General features: G+C 29.2%; 11 protein-coding genes and 1 tRNA gene. 6 read left to right on the top strand and 6 right to left on the bottom strand.

Translation table 4 applies throughout. From position 1 onward, the window contains the following. The first annotated feature begins 11 nt into the window (after positions 1-11). Positions 12-992: an aspartate--ammonia ligase gene (locus NPA11_RS01645; RefSeq protein WP_257043908.1), complete on the top strand. Its 981-nt coding sequence runs from the start codon at positions 12-14 to the stop codon at positions 990-992. 168 nt (positions 993-1,160) lie between these two features. Beyond that, positions 1,161-2,291, top strand: a complete 1,131-nt coding sequence (locus NPA11_RS01640; RefSeq protein WP_257043907.1) for a hypothetical protein — start codon at positions 1,161-1,163, stop codon at positions 2,289-2,291. Here the strand turns inward: NPA11_RS01640 and NPA11_RS01635 are convergent. Then, positions 2,284-3,297: a DNA adenine methylase gene (locus NPA11_RS01635; RefSeq protein WP_257043906.1), complete on the bottom strand. Its 1,014-nt coding sequence runs from the start codon at positions 3,295-3,297 to the stop codon at positions 2,284-2,286. The genes NPA11_RS01640 and NPA11_RS01635 overlap by 8 nt on opposite strands. A gap of 256 nt (positions 3,298-3,553) precedes the next feature. Between NPA11_RS01635 and NPA11_RS01630 the strand changes: the two genes are divergently transcribed. Together NPA11_RS01630 and NPA11_RS01625 are read left to right on the top strand one after the other, a co-directional pair. Next, positions 3,554-3,769 carry an MAG6790 family protein gene (locus NPA11_RS01630; RefSeq protein ID WP_257043905.1) on the top strand — a complete coding sequence of 72 codons (216 nt, stop codon included), beginning with the start codon at positions 3,554-3,556 and terminating at the stop codon, positions 3,767-3,769. A gap of 104 nt (positions 3,770-3,873) precedes the next feature. Further along, positions 3,874-5,019 (top strand): trigger factor-related chaperone, encoded by a 1,146-nt coding sequence (locus tag NPA11_RS01625; protein WP_257043904.1) that lies wholly within the window; start codon positions 3,874-3,876, stop codon positions 5,017-5,019. Between the two features lie 197 nt (positions 5,020-5,216). Here NPA11_RS01625 and NPA11_RS01620 read toward each other — a convergent pair whose 3' ends face one another. Beyond that, positions 5,217-6,137, bottom strand: a complete 921-nt coding sequence (locus NPA11_RS01620) for a hypothetical protein (protein WP_257043903.1) — start codon at positions 6,135-6,137, stop codon at positions 5,217-5,219. 141 nt (positions 6,138-6,278) lie between these two features. On the opposite strand from NPA11_RS01620, the gene NPA11_RS01615 reads away from it, so the two are divergent. Continuing rightward, positions 6,279-6,369: transfer RNA gene (locus NPA11_RS01615), tRNA-Ser, on the top strand. Positions 6,370-6,687: 318 nt separating this feature from the next. On the opposite strand, the gene NPA11_RS01610 is transcribed toward NPA11_RS01615, so the two are convergent. After that, positions 6,688-7,242, bottom strand: a complete 555-nt coding sequence (locus NPA11_RS01610; protein ID WP_257043902.1) for an inorganic diphosphatase — start codon at positions 7,240-7,242, stop codon at positions 6,688-6,690. Between the two features lie 84 nt (positions 7,243-7,326). Continuing rightward, on the bottom strand, positions 7,327-8,517 hold the full coding sequence (gene pgk / locus NPA11_RS01605) for a phosphoglycerate kinase (protein ID WP_257043901.1): 1,191 nt from the start codon (positions 8,515-8,517) through the stop codon (positions 7,327-7,329). A 295-nt stretch (positions 8,518-8,812) separates the two neighbouring features. Here pgk and NPA11_RS01600 point away from each other — a divergent pair, with 295 nt between their 5' ends. Next, on the top strand, positions 8,813-9,832 hold the full coding sequence (locus NPA11_RS01600; RefSeq protein WP_373457098.1) for a nicotinate phosphoribosyltransferase: 1,020 nt from the start codon (positions 8,813-8,815) through the stop codon (positions 9,830-9,832). 71 nt (positions 9,833-9,903) lie between these two features. Here NPA11_RS01600 and NPA11_RS01595 read toward each other — a convergent pair whose 3' ends face one another. Next, complete coding sequence (locus tag NPA11_RS01595; protein ID WP_257043900.1) at positions 9,904-18,480, bottom strand: hypothetical protein; 8,577 nt, start codon at positions 18,478-18,480, stop codon at positions 9,904-9,906. A 15-nt stretch (positions 18,481-18,495) separates the two neighbouring features. Next, complete coding sequence (locus tag NPA11_RS01590; RefSeq protein ID WP_257043899.1) at positions 18,496-26,931, bottom strand: hypothetical protein; 8,436 nt, start codon at positions 26,929-26,931, stop codon at positions 18,496-18,498. Positions 26,932-26,961: the final 30 nt, after the last annotated feature.

Genomic DNA, 26,961 nt, shown 5'->3' with positions numbered 1-26,961 from the left:
AGGAGCAGAAAATGTATCAATCAAAATTAAATATTAAGCAAACTCAACAAGCAATCCAAGATTTAAAATTTGACTTCACTAAACAATTGCACAAACGCTTACACTTAACTAGAGTTAGTGCTCCTTTATTTGTTAAAAGTGATTCAAAAATTAATGATGGATTAAACGGAGAAACTCCAGTAACTTTTTTCCCAAAAGGAATTGACCAACAACACGAAATCGTGCACTCACTAGCAAAATGGAAACGTACTGCACTTCAAAAATATCATTTTGCTAAGTACGAAGGTATTTACACTGATATGAATGCCATTCGTCGTGAAGAACAACTTGACTATAAACACTCATATTATGTTGATCAATGAGATTGAGAAATGATTATTGACCAATCAGATCGTAATGTAGATTTTTTAAAAGCAACTGTTTCAAAAATCTATGAATCAATTAAATTTGTTAAAAGAGAGCTTATTTTAGACTTTCCTCAACTTGTTTATGATTTACCGGAAGAACTAACCTTTATCACTACACAAGAACTATATGATTTATATCCAAATTTAACTCCTGAACAACGAGAAAATGAATTTTCTAAAAAACACAAAGCATTCTTTGTTATTGGAGTTGGATATAAACTACCTGACGGGGTTGAGCATTCAAAAAGAGCTTTTGACTATGATGATTGAACACTCAATGGGGATTTAATTGTTTATGATAAAGTCAATGATGCAGCTTTAGAAATTTCTTCAATGGGAATTAGAGTTGATGCAAGTGCACTTGCAAAACAAAAAGAATACTTAAATATTGATGATTCAAAAATCGGTGAATATCACAACGGAATTTACCAAAGCACACTTCCTTTTACAATTGGTGGAGGAATTGGGCAAAGCAGACTTTCAATGTTTTTATTAGAAAAAAAACACATTGGTGAAGTTCAAGTGTCTACTTGAAATGAAGAAACTAAAAAACATTGTTCAGAAAACAACATTGAATTACTTTAATTAATTATTATTTAAAACCGGGATTATTTCAAATTAATCCTGGTTTTTGTTTATTCGAATTAAAATTTTTCTTATTTTATTGTCATATTTTCGTGGAAAAAACCCTATTTTTTCTTTAAAATTTAAAAAATACATTAATTTTTATTATTAATTTAAAGGAAAAAATTTATGGCACACGTTTTTATAGTAAACGAGCAGACTTTTAAAGTGCACTTAGAATATATGTTTGCTGGAACAGGAAATTCAATTAGTGATATTAATTTTCTAGTAAATAAAAGTGAAAACACACAAGCGGGAACGCAAATGGAAAATATAGCAATTTCAATGCTTTCTGATCTTGAAAGAATTCGAATTGGCGATGATATTATCTTTTTTGTTACAGGCATTTCAAGGTTTTTCGGAATTTTTAAAGCAACAAGCGAGGTTTATATTGATAATGTAAAAAATAATTATTTACAAAATGAATTAGGAAAAACATTAACATACAGAATTGATATAAAGCCCGATATTGTTTTTCAACACGGAATTTCTGAATTTGAATTGCTCGATTCATTAAATGAAATAAGAATGCCTCAAGATATGTGTTGATCATTAATTTATCGTAAACTCAAAGGAGAACGTGGATGCACTCCAATTAAAGATTATGAATTTAAACGATTTAAAAAATTAATTTCGAAAAATAACAAGATTTTGCAAGGAAAGCATTTTACATATGATAGTACTAAAAAAATAATTGTCCCTTCTGCAAAAACTAATGCTTACTTAGGTAAAAAGTTAAATCCTTTACCTACTGCTTTTGATAACTTGATTTTTAAATTTGGTGCAAAAAAAGCATTTGAGAACTATGTACAACTTTGAACCTTAAACACATTAAAAACAAATCCTCACATAATTTTAGATAAAAAAATTCCTTTAAAATGGATTGGAAACGAAGTTAGTTGTGGGGTGGGTATGCAAAAAATAGATTGTATGACAATTCAAGAAGAAAATGATAATATTTATATTTCTTTAATTGAACTCAAAGACGAAACAATTAAACCTGATTCTATTGTTTTACAAATAGAAAGATATTTAAAATGGATTTTAGATTACTTAGTTCCAATATATCAATACGAAGGAAAGAAAATAACTATCGACCCAATAATAATTGGAGTTGGATATAAAACACCGAGAAAACAATCTGAAGTATTTGAAAAATTAAATAAATACATTTTCAAACACAATAATAAAAATTTAGTGGTAAACAAAATTAAATTGAAACTTTTGTCTATCAAAAAAGAACAAATAACAATTAATTAAAATCGTTTTTTATTAAGCAGTGTAAATACTCAATAGTTTCATTACGAAGAATGTTACGATTATTATTCTTGTCAGCTTGATATCTTTTATGAACTTTAGTTTTATAAGAATATTCGCCATATTTAGACATAATTTTTTTAATTGTATCTAAGGACATAATTCCTTCATCGTTATAACTAAGAAAAATATATTTAAATTTAGCGTGAGCAATTAAATGTTCTAAAGCTTGTGGAGCTTTGATTTTTGAACAAAAATCACTTCTTTGATTAGTTTCATTCCTTAATCCAGTTTTTCCTTTTAAAGATGGGTTGTCATATTTAGCAATTGTTTCTAAAACGTGATAATTTGCATAATATTGTCTTGAATTATATGGCGGATCTAAATACAAAACATCACCTTGAATATGGTGGACTAAATCATTAACATCATTTTTAAATGCTTTACCAAGTGTATTATCAATAATTTCTAGAGGTTCAAGCTCAAAAGTCATTTGTGCTGAAGCTTTAAGTTTTTTTAAAAATGCTCCATAGACTGAAGCTGTGTTAGCATATTTATCAATTGAATTAATTAAACTACCAAGATAAAAGTAGTAATTGTTCTCGTTAAAAACCCTTTCTTGATATAACTGTTCAATTTTAGTTCGAATAGCATCACATTTTTTGCCATTTTCGTCACTAAAATACATTCTTCCACTACCAGAGCCATTACAATAATTTTGATAGATAAACCCTTGAATTGGTTTAAGGTTATTTAAATATTCAAGTCATTTTAAATCAATTTTTTTCGAATTGTTTTCAATATAATGTTTATTAATAATATAGCTATAACTCTGAATATCGTTTGAATAGACTTTTCAACCCTTTTTTTTATAATAATTGCCTACCACGCCTGTTCCAGCAAATAGATCAGCAAAAATTAAATTATCATGATCTTTATATTTTGTCACTTCTTGAATACTTTTATCTATGAAAGATAACAAAGAATATTTAGATCCGATATAATTCATTGCTACTCCTTTGCATTTTTTGTGCGTTAAAAAAATTTTTGAATAAATAAATTTCAACAAAATAATGCTGAAATTTATTTATTTAAAAGATTATTTAAATTATATTTTATATTCCAGCAAAAATTCAAAATTATCCATTGAATTTTGTGTTTTTTCTCTTGAGGAAAATATACTAATTTTTCCATTTTTATCAATCTAGACTATAATTTAATATAATTTATATGTAGATATAATCATTTTCGGAGGTTTAATAAATATGTACAAATATAAAGCTAAATTAGTTGCAAGTGGAGAAATCGTTGCTCAAGCAAACTCACTTGATGATTTAAGCGGATTAATCAAAAACTATCGCAGAGGACACAAACACGGTACCCATACCAAGGCTAACGAAAATATCGAGATTATACACGTAGAAAGAGATAATTTACACGGAAAATATGCTTCAAAAGAAGTTGTCTTAAAAATTGTTTAATTTAAATTAACAAAAGATGCATGGCATCTTTTGTTTTTATTTGATATTTTGGAAATAATATGCTTAATATATTAGTAAAATTTAAAGTAATAAGGAGAGAATAAATGAAATTTTTAACACAACCTATTCAAATTGATGTTGTGACTTGAGTTGATTATCAAAGTAAGGCTTTAAAAGCATTGCAACAACAAGCTCAATCAGATTCATCACTTAAAATTACTCAAGATAAAATTTTAGATTATGCATACAAATTGTTTGTTATGCCAGAAATGCAAAAGGTTTGAAATTCTTATTTAAACAAAAAAGATCACATTGTTTATTTTAGACCAATGGATGTTAAACATGAAGTAACACCTGAAAAAATTAATGCTGAGTTTAAAATTTATTACTATGAAGAACTAAATCATTTTAATACTGATTTTGAACCAGAAGTCAAATTCAAAATGCCAGAAAATTACGAAGAAATGATCAAGAACTTTACTGACAATTTTATTAAAGATTATGCTTTTCGTTTTTATTTAGAAAAAGACAAAGTTATCCAAGAAGGCCAATTAGTTTCAGTCAAAGTAAGTGATAAAGATAAGAAAAATGTTCAAATGCACACAATTTATGCTTCACCAAATGAAAATCAAGTTCTTGAGAACTTAGTGTTGGGTAAAAAAGTTGGTCAAACATTTGAAAGTGATAAATTAGGTTCACCTTTAATGTTTGAAATTGAGAGTGCAGTGTACTTTAAAAATGCTCCTATTACTGACGAAAATGCTAAAGAGATTTTAGGTAAAAATTTTACAAACCTACAAGATGTTAAGGCTGATATCTATCAAACTACAAGAGCCCAAATTTATAATGAGGCTTTATTCCAATATGGAACTGGTATTATTGATCAATTAATTAAAAGTAGCAAAGTAGTTGAAATACCTGATGATTTGGTTCAAAACGATCTGGAACATTTTAATTTTGGACCAGAATTTCAAGGTAATCCGTCTGAATTTGTTATAGCAACTATTTATAATTTCTTTTGACAAATGATCTTTAGAATTAAATTAAACCTTGACATTACAGAGCAAGAATTCAAAAATGAATTTGCTTATGCACAAAACTTTTTCCCAATTGAAAGTCAAAATTCAATCAGACCTGAAATGGTGGTAAATGCAATTATTATCAAAAAAATTGCCTTATATTATTTAGCTAAATACGATTCTCAAAGATACCAAGATAATCAAAAATATTCACATTTAAACCTTCAATAAAAAACTGAAAGAAAAAGATCAATACTTGAAGTATTGATCTTTTAAATTTTAATTAATGAAATCCAAGTTATAAAATGTTGTTGTTGTTGTTAACTTGATTATTATATTAAGAACATTTACTAATACTAAAAAATTATTTATTATTTTTTTAGATGTAGTTTGTGTTTCTTACCAGTTTGTAACTCTTTATCTTTTAATTATTTATTTTTTGCGGTTTGATTTGTATTAATTTGTTTGATTTCCTCTGGAAAACCTCCAATACCAGGGAACAAGTGTACAAATTCGCCTGTTCTTTGTTTGAAAAGATCTTTTACTTCAGATCTTTTACCACCAAATCCGAATCCAATAGTAACAAAATCTGGAATTGAATTATTTTTCTTTTCTTGCACTTTTTTCAAATTTTCAGCAATTAATTTATTGTAAAGAGTATTGATTTTTAGAACATCAATCGAAACTTTATCATCTGAAACTTTAAAAATTGATGTAGAATCTGATTTTTTAGTTTCTAAAAACTTCGAAACTTCTTCAGGTTTACTTTTTAATAAATTTAATAATTCTTGAACTTGTGAATAATATGTTTTTAAAGTGCTTACATCTTTTTTGAATTGATCTTTAGTATATCCTTCATTCGCTGGAATTTCACTATGAAATTGATCGCCTGATCCATACTTTTTATTAGTGAACTCTTCTTCTCTTTTTTCTAAATTAGCAAAGTATTGATCATAAGATTCTTTTGTAAAATCATCTTTATAAAGTGAAAGTTTTGAGATTTCTTCTTTTAATTGTTTTGATTCTACAGTTTCAGTTTTGCTTCCTTCTGTATTTGAACCTTCAGATGGTTTTTTATCAGGTTTAGAAGGTGTTGTAGGTTTGTTTTCATCTTGTTTAGCAGGAGTTTCTGGTTTTGGAGGAGTTTCGGTTTTATTAGGATCCTCTGTTTTTGGTGGTGTTTGAGGATCTTGTTTGTCTTTAGGTGGAGTTTCTGGTTTTGGAGTATCTTTTTTAGGATCCTCTGTTTTTGTAGCTGAATTAGAACATGACACTGATGCTGCAAAAACAGCAACAGGAGTTGTTAAAAGTAAATAATTTCTAAGTAATTTATATTTATTTGTTTTCATTGCTAAATTATAGTCTTTTTGCACAATAAAATATAAATATTTTAAATTTTTTTAAACTAGGAAATAATAACTAATTTTTTGTAAAAATTTTCTTCTTTTAACAATTAAATTTTGAGGTATAATTAGTAAGCTATAACAAACGGAACAGTACTCAAGAGGCTGAAGAGGCGGTCCTGCTAAGACTGTAGGGGAGGCAACTCCCGCGGAGGTTCAAATCCTCTCTGTTCCGCCATTTTTTTATTTAGGTTTTTTGATGCATTTTTAAATTCTGTCATACCTTTTAAAATTAAAAGATAATAAACTTATAAATTAGGGCACGCAAATTGGAGCGTGCCTTTTTTAATTTATAATTAAAATAAAAGTAATTATAAGTCAATTGAAATTTGAATAATGATTAAAATGATTTGAATATTACGAAAAATATCAAAGGAATATTTTAAGTTTATCTCTATATCAGTTTGTATTAAAATGAAAAAACCCCAAAAAATTGAGGTAAGTTCGTAAACATTTAAAAAATTCTAAAATCTATCCAAGATTATTTTTTATTTATCTATTTGGTATATTTTTCTGGATGTTTTTCTTGCATGAGTTTAATAAATTCTTTTTTATCCATTGAACCATATTGATCCATTAATTCAACACATTCAGCATATTCATTAAGGGCTCATTGAGTATCTTCAAAACCATTAACACTAGTAATTCCTACACGTTTCCAGTTTTTGTATGTACTGAAAAATTGTTTAACTGTATCTAAAAATGGGAGTGGTAAATCCTCAAGTTTATTGATGTGATCTAAACGATAATCATCAGCATGTACAGCGATTAATTTAGTATCAGTTTCACCATCATCAATCATTTTCATAGCTCCAATAATTCTAGCTTTAAGCATTGATCCAACTGCAAATGTTTCTTGTGAATATACAAGTACATCAAGTTCATCACCATCTCAATCAAGAGCATTAGGAATGAATCCATAATTAGCTGGATAAACAAAATCACCTCTTAAAATACGATCAACTTCAATTGCTCCAGTTTTGCGGTTGTATTCATATTTAATCCGTGAATTTTTTTGAATTTCAATTTTAACGTCAATAATATTTTTCATAATTTAAATAATAACATTAAAGCCATCAAATTAGATAAATAAAAATCTAAACTAAGTTTAAATAGTTTAGATTTTATGTCTTTATTAATAAGTTTTTTTCTGAATTGCTTCAATCCCTGGTAATTTACGTCCTTGGAGCATTTCTAAAATAGCTCCACCACCAGTTGATACATGTGAGAACTTATCTTCCATACCAAGTTTTTGAACAGCAGCAACAGAATCACCACCACCAACAACTGAATACACATTTTCAAGTGAAGCAATCATTTTGCACACTTCTAAAGTTCCAGTTTTAAAGTGTTCAAATTCAGTTACTCCAACAGGTCCATTTCATACAACAGTTTTAGCTCCTTGAAGTACTTCTTTGAATAATTCAATTGATTTAGGACCAATATCCATTCCCATAAACCCTTCTTCAATTCCATAACCTTGAATTACAGGTTCTACATCAGCAAATTCACGAGTACATAAATGATCAAGTGGTAAAACTACTTTATCTGAATATTTATTAAGGAAATCTTTAGCTAAACCAATAAAATCATCTTCAACCAACGAATCACCAACAGAATATCCTTGAGCTTTTTTAAAGGTGTAAGCCATCCCTCCACCAATAATCATTTTATCGGCAATTTTAGTTAGATTTTCTAAAACTTGAATTTTATCTGAAACTTTAGCTCCTCCAACTATTGCCACATATGGATGTTCTGGATTGTCCATAGCTTTATGCATTGCAAGCATTTCTTTTTCAACTAAATAACCAATGGCTGATTCTTTAATGTATGAGCTAATTCCCACGTTTGAAGCATGAGCACGATGTGAGGTTCCAAAAGCATCATTAACATACACATCAGCAAGTGAGGCTCAATATTTTGCAAGTTCTTGATCATTTTTGCTTTCGGCTTTGTTGTTTAAATCTTCATAACGAGTGTTTTGAAGTAAAACTACTTCCCCAAATCCCATTTCATTGATTGTTTTTTCGACTATTTCACCACGGGTTGCTTTAACAAAAGTAATGGTTTGATTTAATTGATTAGCTAATTCAACAGCCACAGGGGTTAAATCACGCTTTGGTAAATCATCTTGTGTTTTAACTCTTCCTAAGTGTGATAATAAAATTACTTTGGCATTTTCTGAAACAAGTTTTTTAATGGTTGGAACCACTGCTTGAATTCTTTTAATTGAAGTAATCACACCATCTTTAAGTGGTACATTTAAATCAACTCTCACTATTACCTTTTTTCCCGATACTGAAATATCATTAAGTGTTTTGATCATAATCTTTCATCCTTTAAATGTTTATAAATAGATATTATTTATTTACTTTAATATTTTAACATGTTTACAATTTTTACTTCATCAAATCCTTAATATGCAAAGATTGTTAATTTTTATATATTAAGGAAAAAGTTTATAATAATTACACAAATTAATAGGTTTCCTGACTTAGTGAAAATCTAAACCGGAAGTAATAGTCTTTGTACTTTTTTAAGCACGATTAGGTGGAATTCCTAAACCGACAGTATAGTCTGAATAAAGAAACAAAATAGTCGGAAACTCCAAGGAGTTTTCAATGTTAAATAAAGAAAAATATATCGCAAGTTACTTTGCAAAAACCAAAGCAATATTGCAAAAAGAACGTCCAAATAATATCGTTACCATGCAATTTTTCCAACGAAAAGATGATGCACTTTTAGCTGGAATGAATGAAGTGATTAAATTACTTGAAGAAGTTACTGATACTAGCAAATACACGATTAAATACCTTCCAGAAGGTTCGCTAATTAATAAATTAGATGTTGTCCTTGAATTAAGTGGCCCATATCCTGAATTCGGAATTTGAGAAGGTTTAATTGACGGAATTTTATCTCGTAATACTTCGTTAGCAACAAATATATATCATTGCAAAAAAGCTGCTAAAAATAAAGAGATTATTTTTATGGGGGATCGAGCTGATCATTATATCAATCAAGAAATTGACGGTTATGCAGTATCAGTGGGTGGAGTAAAATTAGTTTCTACATTAGCTCAAAAAATTAGTTCAAAAATACAAAATGATGAGCAAGTATTTGGTTCAATGCCCCATGTTTTAATACAAGGATTTCAGGGCGATGTTGTTCAGGCGACATTAGCATACCACAAGCACTTCCCAAATTCAAAATTAATTGCTTTAGTAGATTACAATAATGATGTGATTAGTGATTCGCTTAGAGTGTGAAACGCTCTCGGAAACAAAGTTTGAGGTGTGCGAATTGATACTTCTAAAAATATGGTCGACCATATGTTTGATAATGAAAATCCACAATTTGGTGTTAATCCTGAGCAAATTATTCGTCTGAGAAAAGCGTTGGATCAAGCCGGAGCGAATGATTACAAAATAGTAGTTTCAAGTGGGTTTAATTCACAAAAAATCCAGGAATTTGAAGAACTAAACGTTCCAGTAGATTATTATGGTGTTGGTCAAAGTATTTTTAAAATTAACAATTCCTTTTCAGCTGATGCGGTTATTTTAAATGGTCAATTAGAAGCTAAAGAGGGGCGTGAATATAATCCAAATCCAAATTTAATCACTTATTCAAAAATAAAGTTATAAACAAATTTTGTTTAATATTAAAAACATTAATCCCTTTAAGTGTGGATTAATGTTTTTTTATTGTTATTTAATTAACGAATTTTAAATCAGAATTTGTTAATTAAGGCTGAATAAAGAGTGACAAGAGCTGAACCTTTTTCAAGTTGTGTATTTCGATCTATATTTTGATAATCTTGTGTAGGAGCAACTCTTAAAGTAGCGGTTTTTGGATCATTAGCTGAAGTTCGGTAAATAATGTTTTGTCCACCAGTAAGTGGAAATATTGGTGCTCCACCAAGAGCTGTTGCAACCGAAACTGCTAATCAATTAGCTATTCCTTGTTTTTTAAATAGAATATTGTCGTATAATGCAAAGATCTCAAAAGTTCTTGATAATTCTCCAGGAGTTGGAGTGTATGTTGCTGGTACAGACCCAAAATTATTTGATAATTGAGTTAAAAAGTCTTTGTCAGCTTGTTTGAGTTCTGGTTTAGTTTTATACTTATCAACTCAAGATTTCACTGAGACTTTATTAATAGGATATAAGACATTTTCTAATCATGAAACATATAAATAAACTTTTCTCAATACTGGATCATAATCGATATTAAATTCATATAAATTAATGTTAAATCCAGTAGGGAATACAGTGGCATTTCATCAATCATTTGATCTATTATAAATATTGTTTCCACCATTAGCGACTTTATTGAGTTTACTATCATAAGTTCCAGGAGCACCTCTACCCGAAAGATTCCCATTAGTTGGTGTCCCAGTAATGCGACCACCTTGAATTTGCATGAACGAAAATCCTTTTTCACTATCTTGAGGAATAATTAGTAATCGCTCGTCTTGTTTATTAGTACTTAACGAAAGAGCATAAGTAATCGGTATGATACTTTGATTTTCAATATCAAATCCATATCGAGTAGAAGTATTGCGGTTAGTAGCGTCAATATTTGCACTTAATCTAGTAGTATTTCCTGAATGAATGTAGTTTAAGTTAACATGATCAGGATCAGTGGCTGTTCTAAGAGTGTTTAAATATTGAGTTTTTGGCGTAATCGGACTTGTTGAGTTTGCTATAGTTGAGTTAGAATTATTTAGATCAAAAATAGCTGCTTTCATTTTGTTATACACTTTAGTAATAACTTCATTTTTTACGGTTGTAGCATTAGGAGCGGTTGTACTGGTGACTTGTGGAATATTTCATCCAGCTTCATCAACATCAATTGCTTCATATTTAGCGTTTAAACCAACCTGTGAATTGTTGTTAATAAATACACTTGAAGTTCCAGGTAGAATTTCAATGGTGTCAAGGGTTTTAAAAGTTAACACAACATCTTTTTCTATTTTCAATTCACCAATATCAGTAATGTCCGATTCGTATGAATACACAATTTTAGCACGTAAAGATTGACGATCAACTTCAGGTTGTACTGGTGCAACTAAATCAAATCAACCATTGGTGTTGTACTTTTTAATGTACACTTTAAATTTAATTGGTGAGTAAATTGATTTTAATTGAGTATCACTAGTAACATCTTTTTTAGTAAAAGCAAATTGATTAAACATTGCTAAAAATGCATCATTATTACTAATTTCTACTAATTGAGTGGTATTTGCATTAGGATCGTTATTAACAATATTTTCAAAGTTATTAACAAACTTAGTGCGAGTATATTCTTGATTAGTGATAATAACTTTGTATTTTTTATCAAAGTTTCCATCTAACCCTGCTTCAATTGGGGCAAAATTATTAGTTTGATTTGGATTATCATCCAATTGAGTAAGAAGTTTGTTTTTGTTTTGGGGTTGTTTAATTCAATCTTTATATTCAGTTAAAGCTTTTAGTAAATTTGATAAATCTTCATCTGCATTGCTATCTTTGTTAAGGGTTGAAAAATTAAAGTTAGGTTCAGTGTGAACATTATTGATTTTTGAAACAATTGAAGCTTTAAAAGTTTGAAACGTGTTTTTAATATCACTAGTATACTTTGAAGTATCTGAGTAACGAATGTTTTCAAAAACATCTGCAAAAACTGCTTCGAGTGGATTTTTATTCAATGCCACATTGGCAGCATTTTTAACATTTTGTTCTAACTCAATAAAGTTTTGATTGAGTTTATCAAGTGAAGTAGCAAAGCTCGATAGAGATCCTGAATCTTTTTTAGTTTGAATCGAAGAATAAATTTGATTTAAAGATTCGAATTCATTAATAAAGGCGTCGTATTGGTTTTCAATGCTTTCTATCTGATTGTATTTAAATAAATTAACGTTTTGCCCTGCAACGTTTTGCTTGAGCATGTCTAATTTTTCTTTAAATTTAACATAAAAGCCAGGTTTATCAGTCGAACCATTTGTTGTTGGCTTTGGATTGAATTTTTGAGCAAATTCCATCTTAATTGTATTAACAAATTGCTCAATAACTTGATTGTGATTTCCATTAATAATAGCAACTAAGCTATTAATTTTGGACACATAATTTTCAACCACATTAAAATTAGCATTTAAAGCACTATCAATTTGATTTTTAAGGGTCAAAATTGGTGCGTATTTCATGGCATCGACTTGCGAGCCAGAACGAACAGCGGTTTTAGTTGCATCAAAGTCATTGTAGTATTGAAGTACTTCATTTTTAATATTTTCAACCACATTGATTGCTTTAGTATATAAATCAAAAATTTGTAGGTTTGCTACAGCTTTAGCATTTGTTAAATACACATTAACTTGTGAATACGATAAATTAACTTTATTGCTATTTGCATTAGTGAGATCAGTAATCCCTTTTTGTTCAAATCCGTCCACATAGGTAGGAGCGTTGTTATTATTATTTGAAAAGTTGTTTTTAACTGAATCAAAGAAAGTTTTGATTTGATTATTTTCATCCAATTGTTGCTGGATTTGAGCTTTTTTATTGTTGATTAATTGTTCAATATTAGTATTGATATTATTGAATAAATTAATCTTGATTTGTTCATCATTATTCATTGCGTTAAGTGTATTCATAACACCGTTTGCACCGTTAATTAAATTGGTAATTTGTGTGAATTTACTTTGTACATCGACACTATCTAAACTTGGGTCCTTTAGTGCGAGATAACTAATTGCATTATTGTAAGCTTTTTGTAAATTAACAGCATTATCTAAAGCATATTTAATCAGCGAATTTTTAGCACTAGCTGGTTCATTAGGTTGCAGTTCAGTTACTTTTCTAAAATATTTGTCAAATAATTGATTTGGGGTTAAAGTGTTATTGTTATACTCAGTAACAAAAGCATCTAATTTAGCTTTAATTACGTTTTTAGCTGGCATTGATAAACTTAGCTCGTCATTATACGCATTAAACACTTGCTCATATGTTGATAATAATCTTAATTTAAACTGTTGCTGTTCAAGTTCCTGGGTAACACTTTGAATTGAATCGTTCCCAGTTAGTTTCATTTTATCAATGCTATTGTAATAACTTTCAGCTTTTTGAAGTAATTGTGTTGTTTGGTTTTTTGAACTAGTGATTAATGGTAAATTACTGATAACTGTATTGTTAAAATTAGATAATTCATAAGCTTTTTGGGCTAAATTTTTCAATTCAGTAAGATGGGTTTCAATAGTTTCCACTTTTGCCCGAACTATATTGAGTTCTCCGGTTTCATCTGGAGTAATACTTAATGTTCTTGCGTTATTATTTTCTTGATCTAAACTATTCAATAATCCAAGTAATGCATTTCTTAAATCATTATGTACAAGTGCTGTAAAATGATGTTGCTCAAGATTTGTAATTTTAGTATTTGTTGCTTTACGATAAATATTTTTGTTTTGAATTGCATCTTTTTGAACACTAATTTCGGTAACAATCTTTTCAGCCAATGCATTATATGCTTGAGCGTTTAATGCATTAGGCGAACTTAAATCAAACAGATCATTGACATTATAATTATTACCTGCTTGTTTACCAAGTGAAGAATTTGGGTTTTGATTTGCACTTGGAAGACTATCTCATACTAATGCTAAAGTTGATTCAAGATCTAAAGTAGCTGTTGGTGAGTTAGTTTGAGCTAAAGTATTTCCATATTGCAATGTTTCTCTATCAATATCAATGATACTTTTAAATGAATTTGCTTTAGTAATTAGTGCGTTAATTTTATCAACAGCACCTTGATTATATTCGTCATTTTGAGCAGCGATTTCAAATGAATTAAGATAGTTTTGGAAGTCTTGGAGTTTAGTTAGTCCGACTTGACCATTTAAACTTCTTAAGTTAAAGTCAGAATTATTGATAATAGTCTCAATATCATCTAACTTAGTTGCAAGCATATCTGAAGCAGTGAGTTTTTGATTAGTAAAGTTTATTTTATTACTTAAATCATTGTAAAAATCAACATTATTAGCTTTTCCTTGATCAACTGTTTCTTTAAAGTAGTTGCTTTTAGCTTGAGTGATAAATGCATTAAGTTTTTGAGCGTATGAACTAACTAGATTTGAACTATTATTATTTAATCCATCAAGGATATTTCTAGCTCTGGCCACACTTTTAGCCAGTGTAGCAATTGCTGGCACTTCATCACGGACACGTTGAACTTGTTTCAACAGATTGGCTAATACATCTCTTGATGTGCTAGTATTAGCTGAAGTTTTGATATTATCAGATCAATTTCTTAATCTCACTGTTACATCTGAATCATATGTTGCACCTAGTGCATTAGTAAGATTACCAGATATTCCTTGAGCACCTAAAGTAATGTCATTATTTTCAAGTTGGAAAACAATGTTTTCTCTAATTTCTTGAATTTCAGCTTCTTTAATATAAACAGTATTAAGTTGTTCGTATTTATTATTAATTTCATCATAATTATCTGAAGCAATTGGGAGAGTGCTTTCAAGCGCTTGTTTGAGCTGTTCAATTGAAAGCGTTGGAGCATTTACCCGACTCTGGGTCTTGGATACATAGTCAGCCACACGTTTTTCTAAATTAAATAAATCTGAATAGCGATTAACTTTGTTGTTAATGTCTTTTACTTGCTCTAAAGTTAAATTATCAATATCTAGAGTATTTTTCACACTATTATCAAAGCTAGTTCATCCACTTTTGACCTTAGTATGTAAGTTCGAAGATCCAAATTGAGCTGATTTAGCACTTGTTTCAATATCTTTAAGTTTATTTAAGGCTTGATCTTTTAAAAATCCAATTTCTAGTTTTACAGCAAAATCTTTAATATCTTGTGTATCAACATTGGTTTTTTGGGCTGGGGTTTGTGCATTTGCGTAATCTTGTTTTGCTCGTGCATAGTAATGATCAAAACTATAATTTGAATGGTGACCTACTTGAGTAGCAATATCAGCATCAAACTCATCTTGTTTTGCATTAACTGATGTAATAGCTTGATTAAACTCATTTAGTAAATTATCTTTTCGAGTTTTATATACCTTAATTAAGGCAGCAAATTCTGCTTTTTTGGCTTGGATTTGTTCAACAGTTAAATCATTATTAAAAATAATGGCATTTGTTTGTTGTAAAATGAGATTAATTTCGCTACGTAAAGGTTGATAAATTTTTCACTCTTTGTTATGATCAAGGACAAGTTTTAATTGTTCATAAACATCTAAAAATTCTTTTTTAGCTAGAATTATAGATTGTGCTTTATTTAAAGCATTAGTTTTATCTTTAATTTGTTGATTAGTATCACCCACCGAAAGATCATTGGTAGTTAAAACGCTTGAAATGTAATCAGATAATGTGACTGTTGAGCCATTATTATATAAATTATATGACTCGAGTAATTTGGCTGAAACATTTGCAAGTTCTTGGAATAATTCCATTTTTTCACCAGATTCTTGAGCATGTTCTAGGTTAAGTTGTGATTTTTGTATGGTTGCATAATTATCAACTTTTTTTAGTGAAATAGCATAAGCATCATTTGCTCCGCCATTATTGCTATTTTTAGTTTTTTGAATTGCTTGATTGATTAGATTGATTTTATCTTGCTCATAAGCGAGTAAAATTTCATTCCCTCGTTCAAGTAATTCAGTTTTAGCATTTTCAAACGAAGCAAGGTTTGGAATGTTATCTGGGTTATTTAATTGATCTATTAATCGATCAATGCTAATAATTTCAAGATTTCCCCTACCAATAGCATCAATTGTTTTATCATTAGTGTATTTGCCTGAGTTTTTATCTCCGATAATATCAAGCAAACGTTTTTTATTAATCTCAGCTTCATATAATTGGGGGGTGAGTTCAATTAATTTATTTGCTTTACTAATAATCTCATTGCTTTTAGCTTGATTTGATGGGGCTTGCGAAGCTAAAAGCAAATCATTGTATTGTTTTAACAGAGCTAAAGATCCAGATAAATTTGGTTCGCTAGTATACTGTTGATCAATAGTATTTTTGAGTTGAGCAAGCTTTTGTTCAAGCAAGATTTTACTATCAGCATGATTAAGTTCATCAAGTGCTTTTTGCAAACTATCTTTAGCATTTTGGATTTGTTCTAATGTAGCATCAGGATTACTAAATAATTGTTCCACTTCTTCTCGGGCTTGATTTACAGCGTTAATATAAGGTTCGAGAGCTAGTGAGTTTGGTCCATGAGTTTTTTCGAATGTGTCTTGCTGTGCTTGTTTGTCAAGGTTAGAAAGTTGTCTAAAATCATTCCCGGTATTAGTTAAATTACGTAGTTTACCAGAAATAGTTTCAATATCTTGTGCTAACTTTGGATCACCATTTCCATCGTTTATTTGTGCACGGAGATCATCAAGTTGTTTTTTATATTGATCATATAAGTCGATCCGTTTTTTTTCGTTTTGTGTTGGATGGTAAGTATCATCATTATTTGAAAATACAGTTTTCATATAATGATCAGTAAAATTTGAAAAATTTTCAACTTGAGTTTGCTTGTCAGCATTAATTAGGTTTTGAAGCTTAATATCATAAGTTTTAATTTGTTCAATCAAACGAGCCGAGGGGATTGGATTAAAATCTTGGACCATTATGCTAGTTTCAGCATTGAGTTTTTGGGCTTCATTTACAATATTTTTATTAATGGGCTCATTTAAATTATTGATCTTTTTGATTTCTTTATTCAATAAATCAATTAATTGTTTTAAATCACTTTTTAAAATATTTCTAAGAATTTCATTAAGTTGATTTTTAACTGTTGTTAAAAAGGACGAAGTAACATCGTTTGAATATGTTTTAATCACTTGATTGTTTAACTCGGTTAATTGCCCAGCAATATCTTTGCTAGTGAATTTAAATCTTTTAACTTCAGATATTTGTGTTTGGATGAGCTTGAGCTCATTATTGAGATAAGTAAGTGTTTCAAGTTCTTTGTCTTCAACATTATAAAATGCAAAAATTTGATTTGCTAATTCTTGAGCCGATAAATGTTGATTGACAATAGCATCAATTTGTGAATTTAAAATGGTTGAACGTTTCTGAGTAATAATGTTATTATCCAAAGCTGATTTAATTTTGCTTTTTAGTTCAGTAATCAATTGGTTTGAAAATTTAAGAGCATAAAAGACACTAAAAAGATTGCTTTTGGCTGAAATAAGCTCTTTTTTATTGTTAATTAAAAGTGTCTGATCGATGAGCGAATTAACCATTTCTTGGTTAAATCTTAAAATCGGATCAAAGGCATTAACATAAGTGGTTAAATCTTTAATTACTTGTTTAATTTCAGTTGTAGTTTTTTGTGTATCTGAAATTTGTTGATAAAAAGTTACTACACTGTTGTGAATTTGATTAATATCAGCTTTGTTAAGTGCAATATCTAAATTAATTTTAGTTGAATCAAGAAACTTTTGTACATTTGCTTGTTCACTAGCTGAATAAGCAGTATTATGTACATATGGTTCAATTTGTTTTAAATACTCGTTAATCTCATTAATTTCAGTTTGCGAATCATCAAGAACTTGTTTAAGTTTATCAAGTTCATTTTTAGTATCTTGTGATGCAATTTGTATTTCGTTTAAACGGATATTAGCACTAATAATTCTCGAATATAGTGGAGTTAATGAAGAAGTAACATCTTTTTTAAGTCCTTGGAAAGGAAGATTATCAATTTTGTTAGCCGTTGTTTCTAAAAGTTGAATATATGGCATTAAATCGTTATTTTGGACAACAACTAATTTAGAAATTCCTTGAGAAAGGTTTTTTAAATACTCTTTTTTTTGAGCTTCGTTAGCGGTAAATAAATCGTCTAAAAACTTAATTGATTGATCATCTTTAAGTTGAGTTAGTTGATCTTTGAGATCGAGTTCACGAATCCGATCCTCTTGATTAGTTAAAACTTTATTTCAAAAAATAAGAGCTTCTTGGTCTTTGAAAGGAATTTGGTTAATGTGGTTAATGTAAAAATCAAAAGCTGCTGCTTGTGCCTTGTCAAGTGACACTAATTTATCTTGGAGTTTTTTATCTTTGGATTGTCAATCAGCCTTAGCTGAGCGATAGATGTTTAATACTTGATCGTGTTGATCGAAACCTTGAAAATATGGAGAATAAAGTTTAAATAAATTCTCGCCTTGCAAAAAGTTTCCGTATACAGTCGAAGTATTGACAGCTTCTTTTGAATGAATTAAAGATAGAGTAGCACCTAAACCAATAGCAAGTGTAGCTGCAGTGGTCGGAACTAATACAAAAGCTTTTTTAATATTTTTATTTTTAAGCATAAAATTCCTCCTTAATTAGTGTAATTTGAATTGAACATCAAATCTTCCATTTGCACCAATAGCATTTTCAAAATCTGTATATCCAACTCCACCTTTTCCTGATTTAGCAACATCTCTTTGTACATATTGATCAGCATCTCATAATTTTGAAGGTTTTAAATTATCAAAAGTAAAGGCAAGCACGTCTCTGATTTTAAGTTTCTTCATTACATAATCATAGAATTGTGGAAGTCCTTCTGTTGGAGCACCTGTTGCTTTACCAGCTATTGTCCGTTTAAAGAAGAAGACATGACGAATAACGTCAGAATTACCAAGCGAAATATTTTGGACACTGGTGGTTTTGTTTTTGTCAAAACGGTTGAGAATTTGTCATGAAATAACCATCAAACCAGCATCATTATTATTTGTTGTATCAAATACTGGAATTCCAATTACTAGAGGCAAGAATAACAAGTTCTTACCTGCATCAGTAGTGCTATTGTATTGATATTGATAATTATTTTTTCATCCAAGAGAAGTATTTTGAGCTTGAGTGACAATCCCTTCTCAATAATTAGGATTATTTTGATATTCAATTCCAGTATCCGAAGCTAAGTTAGGGTTAAGGGTTTTTCAAAAAATAGTATTTCCAGCTTGTGTATATCCTTTATATGCAGAAGTCAGTTTAACCTTAACTCTAAAGTTTCTAGACGAGTTTGTAGTACTTGAAGGAGCAGCGTTAATATCTTCGTTAACATTTTCGGTAAAGTAATCTAGATTTTGAGCAAGGGCTTGCACAGTTGAATATTTACTGAATGCTCCTAAGAATTTAGATGGGGCTTGCACATTGTTTCATCCGGCTTGTTCTGCGGTAAATAATGTTTGTTGTAATGTTGTTGTGTTTTGAATATTTGCTTTGCTAATAACAAATTGATCTAAAGTTTTAAAATTAATTCCCACATTTTCAAACTTGATACCAAATTCATTGACATTTCCAAATGCACTAGTATTTTCGGTTAGAGCAGCTGGTTTATGAAATTTAAAGTAAAGATTAACAAATCCACGTTTTATTGAAGGATCTGATGTTAAACGCGATCTAAGATATTGAGCATTAGGATCGGTTGATTTATAGACAAAAACTTCAACATTGCTGGTATTAAAGATAGATGCTGATCCTTTTAAAATATTAAAAGTATTAAATAAATTGCCAATTAATCCTGCTCCTGTAGCATCAAATTGATCGTTAAGTTTTTTGGCTTTGAAATTGGTATTGTCAATACTAATGTTCTGTTCGGTAATTTGATTGCCATTTAATAAATTATCAAATGTCTCAAGCGAAGTAGAATCTTTGGGGGTGATGTTTTCGTAGTTTAATTTACCATTTTCGGTTTTGAATAAATAATTAAAAAACAAGTTAGTATTATCGGGATTAGCCATTCATTTAAATAATGATAATGCAGTGCTAAATCCATTGGTAATTGCACTGTAAATATCAAAATCAGTAGAACTTGCTTTTTGTAAGTTTTCAACTTGATGTTCACTTTGAACTGACAAGCTTGAGATTTTAGCATATTCATTTTTAAGATCACTAAATTTATCATTATTTGAAGCTAAATTTGGAGAAATCTGATCAGCACTAGCAAAGAATTTAAGTAAATTGCTAATTTGTGATCTTCCATCAAATCCGGTAATTCCTTCAATGAACTTAGCAATTGCTTTTTGAAGAGTATTTGGGTCAGTATCACTGGTTCCAAAAACAATTTGCTCAAGTTTTTCTTTAGCTTTTGCCAAAGTTAAAACAATTTGTTTGTAGGTATTAAAGTATGTGTCTCTAGATGTTGTAATAGCGGTTGTTGTCGCTTGATTAAACATAATATTCGATTCATCATTTTCGTTTCGAATATCACTTGAACTATTATTAGTTATTGAATTCATTTCAGTAAGAAAATTATTAATTCGATTGGTCAAATCATTAGTTATTGAATTAGTTTGAATTAAAGTGAAACGAGCATTTTCAACTGAATTATCATCAATTAACTGTTCATCAATTCTTTTTAGATTACTAATCGAAAGTAAAATTGAAGGAATTGATTTAATTGAAATTAAATTTTGATAATAATCAAAGAACTCGCTAGCAACATTTGATAAAACTTCAATAACATCATTGTTTGTAAATGTATCTAATCAGGTTTTAATGTCAGCATCACTTTCATTTAGTTTTTGTGCATAAGTTGATGCATTAGTGTGAGTTGTATCTGATGCTGTTAGTAATGCTGCACTAGCGAATTGATTTAATTCGTCTTGGGTAATACCGGTTACTTTTAAAATAAATTCTTTAGTTGCTCCTTGAGTTTGAGAAGCATTGAGGAAATTGTAAAATTGTTCAAACTTAGATTTGTATGAGTTGTAACGATTAGCTTCTCATTTGAAAGTAAGCAACCTTTGTTCTTTGTATTTTTCAACTGCGCTTGTAAGAGTTGAATTGAAAGTAAATAACTTATCAGCAGTTGCAATATCAATGTTTTTAATTGCATCTAAAGCTATTTGTTCATAATCATTTTCTTTAGGAGTGGCATTTGGATTTGTATAATGGCTATTTAAATATTTATTTAATTCTGAGTTTTTAGCAAAAACTGCTTTTGCTTTAGCGGTTTCGGCTTTTAAAATTAAATCTAAAATTCCACTATTTGAATTGTATAACTCTGAAGCAAGACGCAACTTATCTTCTTCGTTATGAGTGTTATTTTCTAGTGCGCTTGTTGCTTCATTTATTTTAGTTTGTAATTGAGTATAAAGATCTTTAATATTTTGTGGCTCATAATTTGGATTATTAATTTGTGAATTATATTTGTCTAAATATGTTTGAGCTTTATAAATATTAGCTTGAAGAATTTTTGAATTGATAAAAGCAATATTGTATGAGTTATTCGATGAACCAGTGAGATACTTTTCTTTTAAAATATTATAGTTATCTTCAGTTTCTAGCGAAGGATTATTATTTAAATCAGTAAAAATGCTATTGATAATGTTTTTTAATGGGTTTTTAGCATTATTAGTTAAATATTCTGCGTTTCCAGGAGTAGAGTTAAAGCTATTTAATTTAGCTAATTCTTGAGCAGCTTGTTGAGCTAATTGCAATCTCTTAGTATATGTGTCTAAGAAAAAGATATTACTATCTAAATTAGCATTACTTTTTTCACTATAGAAGTAACCTTCTCCTTTAGTAATTTCGGTTTGCAGTTTATTCAATGAAGCTTGGACATTACTATCATTAGCAATATTGGTACTTGAACCACTATTCATACTATTTTTCACATCATTAGCTTTTTTAATTAACTGCGCAATATGTTTGTATTTTTCAAAGAAAACATCGCTTTCAACTACGTTGATAATTGCATTATCAATTTCTCCACGATTAGTTGCATTTGCAATTGCTTGAGCTTGAGTGTGAAAGAATTCGTCTGCTTTAGTTTTTAATGTCTGATATTGTAAATCAAGGGTAGTAGTTCCTTGGGTGTTTAATTGATCAACTTGTTTGACCTTGGTTCCTTTGTCTGGGGCTGTTGATTTATAAATTAGATCAAGACCATTTTTACGAGCTAGATATAAATCACGCACATCTGAGAACGAATTAAGTAAATTTGGATATAAAGTAGTATCAATTTCAGTGGCAGTTGAACTTGTAGTTGGAATATTTTCTAAAATAGTATCGGCGAGTTTCTTAGCATCATTTTCAAATCCATAATTATAATTAGTTCCAGTTTTATACTCAAAATTATTATAATCAGTAGTGCTTAATACTTGATTTTGAGTTGTAATTTTTTCATTTTGCAGAGCAATTAACTTATCAAGTGAAGTCAGAGTATTTTGCACATTAAACAATTTGCTTTGAGTAACAGATCCTGCATCAAGCAAGCTTGTTAAATGATCATAATATGCTTGCATTTTGGTTTTGGCTTCTTGACCAGTACCGTGAGCTCCAGTACCGTCTGGATATGTGTTTGGAATGCTTGATTTTTTATTTTGAACTGATTGGTATACTTGCTCAAACTTATTGAACAAACTAATTTGATCTTCAAGATCACGATCTTTAGCAATTAAATCAACTGGACTTATAGCTAAATAATCACTCATATAAGTGTTGTAGATATTAGTAATTTGAGTGAGAATTGATTGTTTTCCTGTTGAGCTTTGTGCTGCTTTGGTTTTATTAGTTACTAAATCCTTAGCTCTTTTTGTGACAATAGCAAGCTGTTTGAGATTTTCTTCTTTGAATTGGATTGAACTAAGCTCATTATCAATGTCAATAAGTGCTTGTTTCATAGTCACGGCATTGGTACGATTCATCAAATCATTTAGTTTATTATCAAGTTGAGTTTTCAGTTCTGAATCAATATTAGCAAGCATTGTAAGTTTATTATCTACTTCGGTTTTGTAATTTTTAATTTTGTTTAATTCTGAAGCCTTAGCATCTTCAAGCGAAACAGTGTCAAAGTATAAATCACGAAATTCATTTCTTAATCCAATAATACTATCTGGAGTTTTTGTGTAAAAGAAGTGATCATCAGCATTAGTATAAGCATTAGTATCGTTGAGTTTAGCAAATAAACTATTATTTGGATGTTGAGTAGTTAGAACTTGAATATTCTTTTCAGATGGAGTAGATTTAGATGGAGTATTCAAATAATCAAAAATAGTTTGTAATTGATTGATTAACGAACTTAAAGATGAAATTTTAGCATAATCTCGCTTGATCTTTACCAAGTCTGATGAGTCATTATAATTAGAAACAGTGTTTTGAATTGCAGTATTTCAATTTGTGATAATCGTTTTTCATTTGTCACTATAATTAGTTTTGATTGATTGATCATAATTATTAAACGCATTGAATTTATTATTTAATTCTTTTGCAGTTTGTAAGAATGAATCCTTAGTATAAGCAAGCGGAAGTAAATCTAATTGAGATAATAATTGTTTGGTTAAAGTGGTTTTCTTTCCATTGGCATCTTGAGCCTCTTTCAAAGTATCAAATTGACTAAATACAGCATCAGTATTTGTTGAACTATTTAAATGGTCGGCTTTTTTACGCTGGTCATATTCATTTTTTAATTTTGTTTTTAGTGCAATTGCATCATCTCATTCCTTTTGAATGCCGTTTCGAATTGCTTGTTCACGATTCTTAGAAAAAACAATATCATCATTTAGGGTTGCTAGACTTGAAGCAGAAGCATAAAATTCAGCCAATTTAATCTTGTAATCAGCAATTTTTGCATTAAAAGTAGTGATTGCATCATCAAAAATTGCTTGATTTTTGTTAGTAGTGTTATAAACCATTTCAAGTTGTTTAATATTATTTTCGGCTTGTAAACGAGTTGTAGACTTGCTAAGTTCATCATTTAAAATTCGAGTTTTAAAATTAATTACTGAAACCGAATCTCCAAAATTAATCAAACTATTGTTTGGCTCGTTTAAAGTCCCGCCTTGTGGTTTATCAATAATCGAATCTAATAAAGCTTTATAAGTTATTGGATTATCGTTTTGATTAATATTTTGTAATTTTTCGGCACTTGCTTTTAGTGATTGGGCTAATTTTAAGTATTTTTTAATGCTACTTTCTAAATTATCAATTTGAGCTTGAGTTTTTTGTGGATCACCAATTAAGTTTTCAGTTTGAGTGTTAATACTATCGATTGAATCGTTAATTTTATTATAAGGACTAACATTCTTAAAATTAGTATTTGTGATTTTATTTTTAAGAATTTCATTATTGGTTTTGCGCAATAAGGCTACAGAAATTGCAAGTGAAAGTTGATTCGATTCGTCCGAAAGCGCTTGTGTATGAGCGTTAATTTGATCTTTATCAAAATCAGGCTTAAAAAGTGTATTAATAAATTGATCAGTTGATTGGTTTAAATCTTTTGCTTTAGTGAATTGTTGTTTTGGAGTAAAAGTTCCATAATCAGCACTTTCAGTATCGGCTATTAAAGTTTTAAGATTATTATTTCTCACTTCAAGTTCTTTAGCAGATTCAACTACATTCATTAAATTAGCAATTTTCTCATTAATTGCAGCTCTTTGTTCGCTATTTAAATTTGTATTTGAAAGTTCGTTTTGATAATCAGTGAGTTTATCAGTTAATGCTTTTTGCACTGGAGTTGGGACTCCGTTAAGTGCATAAGGAGCAAAAACATCTTTAATTCTTTGGAAATTATCTTTAAGTGCTTGTCCACTTTGATACTCAGCTTGTTTTTCTTTGTATTCTTTAATAGCATCGTTCATTTGATCGACTAAATCAGAAACATTGTTTGCAGTACTTGCTTGGTTCAAAGCTGAAAGAATATCTGCTTTAACTTGATTAATTTTTAATGCTTGAGCTTGTAAATACGCTTGTTCAGCCCGTTTTCCGTTTGATGAAAAAATAGTTTGTTCACCAAGTGCAACTGAATGTTCAAGATCTTTAAAGTTCTGGGCGTTATTAGTTAAATTAGTAAGTTGTTGCTGAATTTCGTTAAATCTTTTTTCTTTTTGAAATGCATTAAGATTCGGATTTTGAGCAGTAATTTCAGCTTGCTTTTTGAGTTCTTGAGCTTGCTCAAAAAGTTTTTGTCCAAAAGAAGAATCAATTTTTCCGTCTTTAGCATCAAATATACTAAAGAGATCATCTTTAGTTATTTTGAATTTTGACAAAACATTCGAAAGTCCATCGCTAATATTGGCTTTTTCAATTTCAGTACGATATTGTTCGATTAAATTTTGCAATTCCTCACGAATGGCAGTAGAGTCTTGTGGAATTAATTCTATTGCTTTTGAATTTAAAAACTCTAAACGATCTCTAATGTCTGATGAAATAACACCTTCACCATTAAGGAACGCTTGTGATAAATCAAATCAACTTTTTAACTCTTTCCGATTAATTTCTCTTAAAAGATTGCTTTGAATTCTTAAAGCATCGTTAAGCTCTTTAACCGAAACATTGCCATTTAACAATGACAATATTTGAGAAGACATTCTAGCTAAGACATTCTTATTAACATCTCTTCCCTTATTTTGAGATTCTAAAATTTGATTATTTAATTTTGACAGAGAATTTTTAAACACTGAAGCTAACAATACGTTATCGTAAATGTTATTATGAAGATCATTAAGTTTTTCTAAATATTCATTAACATTATTAAGTTTTGATTCAACAATATCGTTTAATTGTGTATTGAATTTTTGAGCATCTATTTGTGAAAGATTTTTTTCATCTACATATTTTTTAATGTTACTTTGAATAGTATTGATTAAATTGGAGATATTTTTAACACTGGTTTCTAAATTGCTGGTTTGAGCAATACTATTTAAAATATCATTTGGTGTTTCTTTAGGATTTTTCAAAATATTATCAATTTGCACTTGCACAAGTAATTGAATTTTTGGATTAGTGCTAATTGATTTTAAATTGTTTAAATTCTGCGAAAGAGTTTGTAATAATTTATCTGTATCTGGTGTTTCTTGAATTAATGTATCAAGTTGATTGTTAACTAAAGTATTTAAATATTCTATTTCTTGAGCTTTAGTGACTGCTAGTGTTGGTGAAGCATTTAGAGCAGTATTTTTATAATCTTCAATTCGTTGTAAAAAGTTGTTTTTGAGAGAATTTTCAATATCTAAGTTATTAACTTCGTTCCGGACACGAATAACATTCTTTAAAAAATTATTTAAATTTTGATTTTCTTGTGTCTTGTTAACTCTGAGTTTGGTAATCATTTCATCATAAACTTTTTCGTACTCGAGTACTGCGTCTTTAGAATATTCTGGTTGAGCTAACAAGTTTAAAATTTGATCAATAGTTGAAAGAAGTGCGCTTTTTTCTTGTGCACTAAATAAATTGGAATTATTTCTTACTAATTGTTCATGATTAGTTCAAATTTTGGTTTCCAATTCAAATGAAAATTGATTTTGACGCTCAATTAAAGGGTCAATAACACTATAAAAATTCTTTAAAGCTGAAGATTTGCTCTCAGACGAAGAAATCGAATTAATCACTTTATCTTTGGCGGATTTAATAGTACTTTGAAAATCAACATCTTTAACTAAAGAGTAATATTCATTAATTAAATTCTTTACTTCAATAGCGTCATCAGTAACACTTAACATTGCTTTAGGAGTCAATTGCTTGAGCTTATTTCTCTGTTCAATCATTAATGCAATTGATGAATTTTCATTAGCTAAAAGCTGATTAGCAAAATCGACTTCAGAAGCAAGTTGTTTTATTTCTGGGCTTGTTTTATTTTTTTCTTTAACTGATTTTAGTGCATTTTCGGTTTTAAGGACTTGTTTTTGAAGCTCTGAAAAAAAATAAGTTTGTTTAGGTAAGACCTTAAAAGAATCGTGTAAAGATAGCAATGTTCCCACAGAAATAATCGCAGCTCCTGCTCCGATACCAGTACTAATTCCTAGGATGGTTATAGCTTTTTTGGAATTTCTCATAAAATACTCCTCAAATTTGTATAGATAATT

The organism is Mycoplasma sp. 1578d, from assembly GCF_024582695.1.
GTDB lineage: Bacteria > Bacillota_I > Bacilli_A > Mycoplasmatales > Metamycoplasmataceae > Mycoplasmopsis.
Note: the sequence above shows the minus strand (reverse complement) of the source record. Positions and strands in the feature narration are given on the sequence as shown.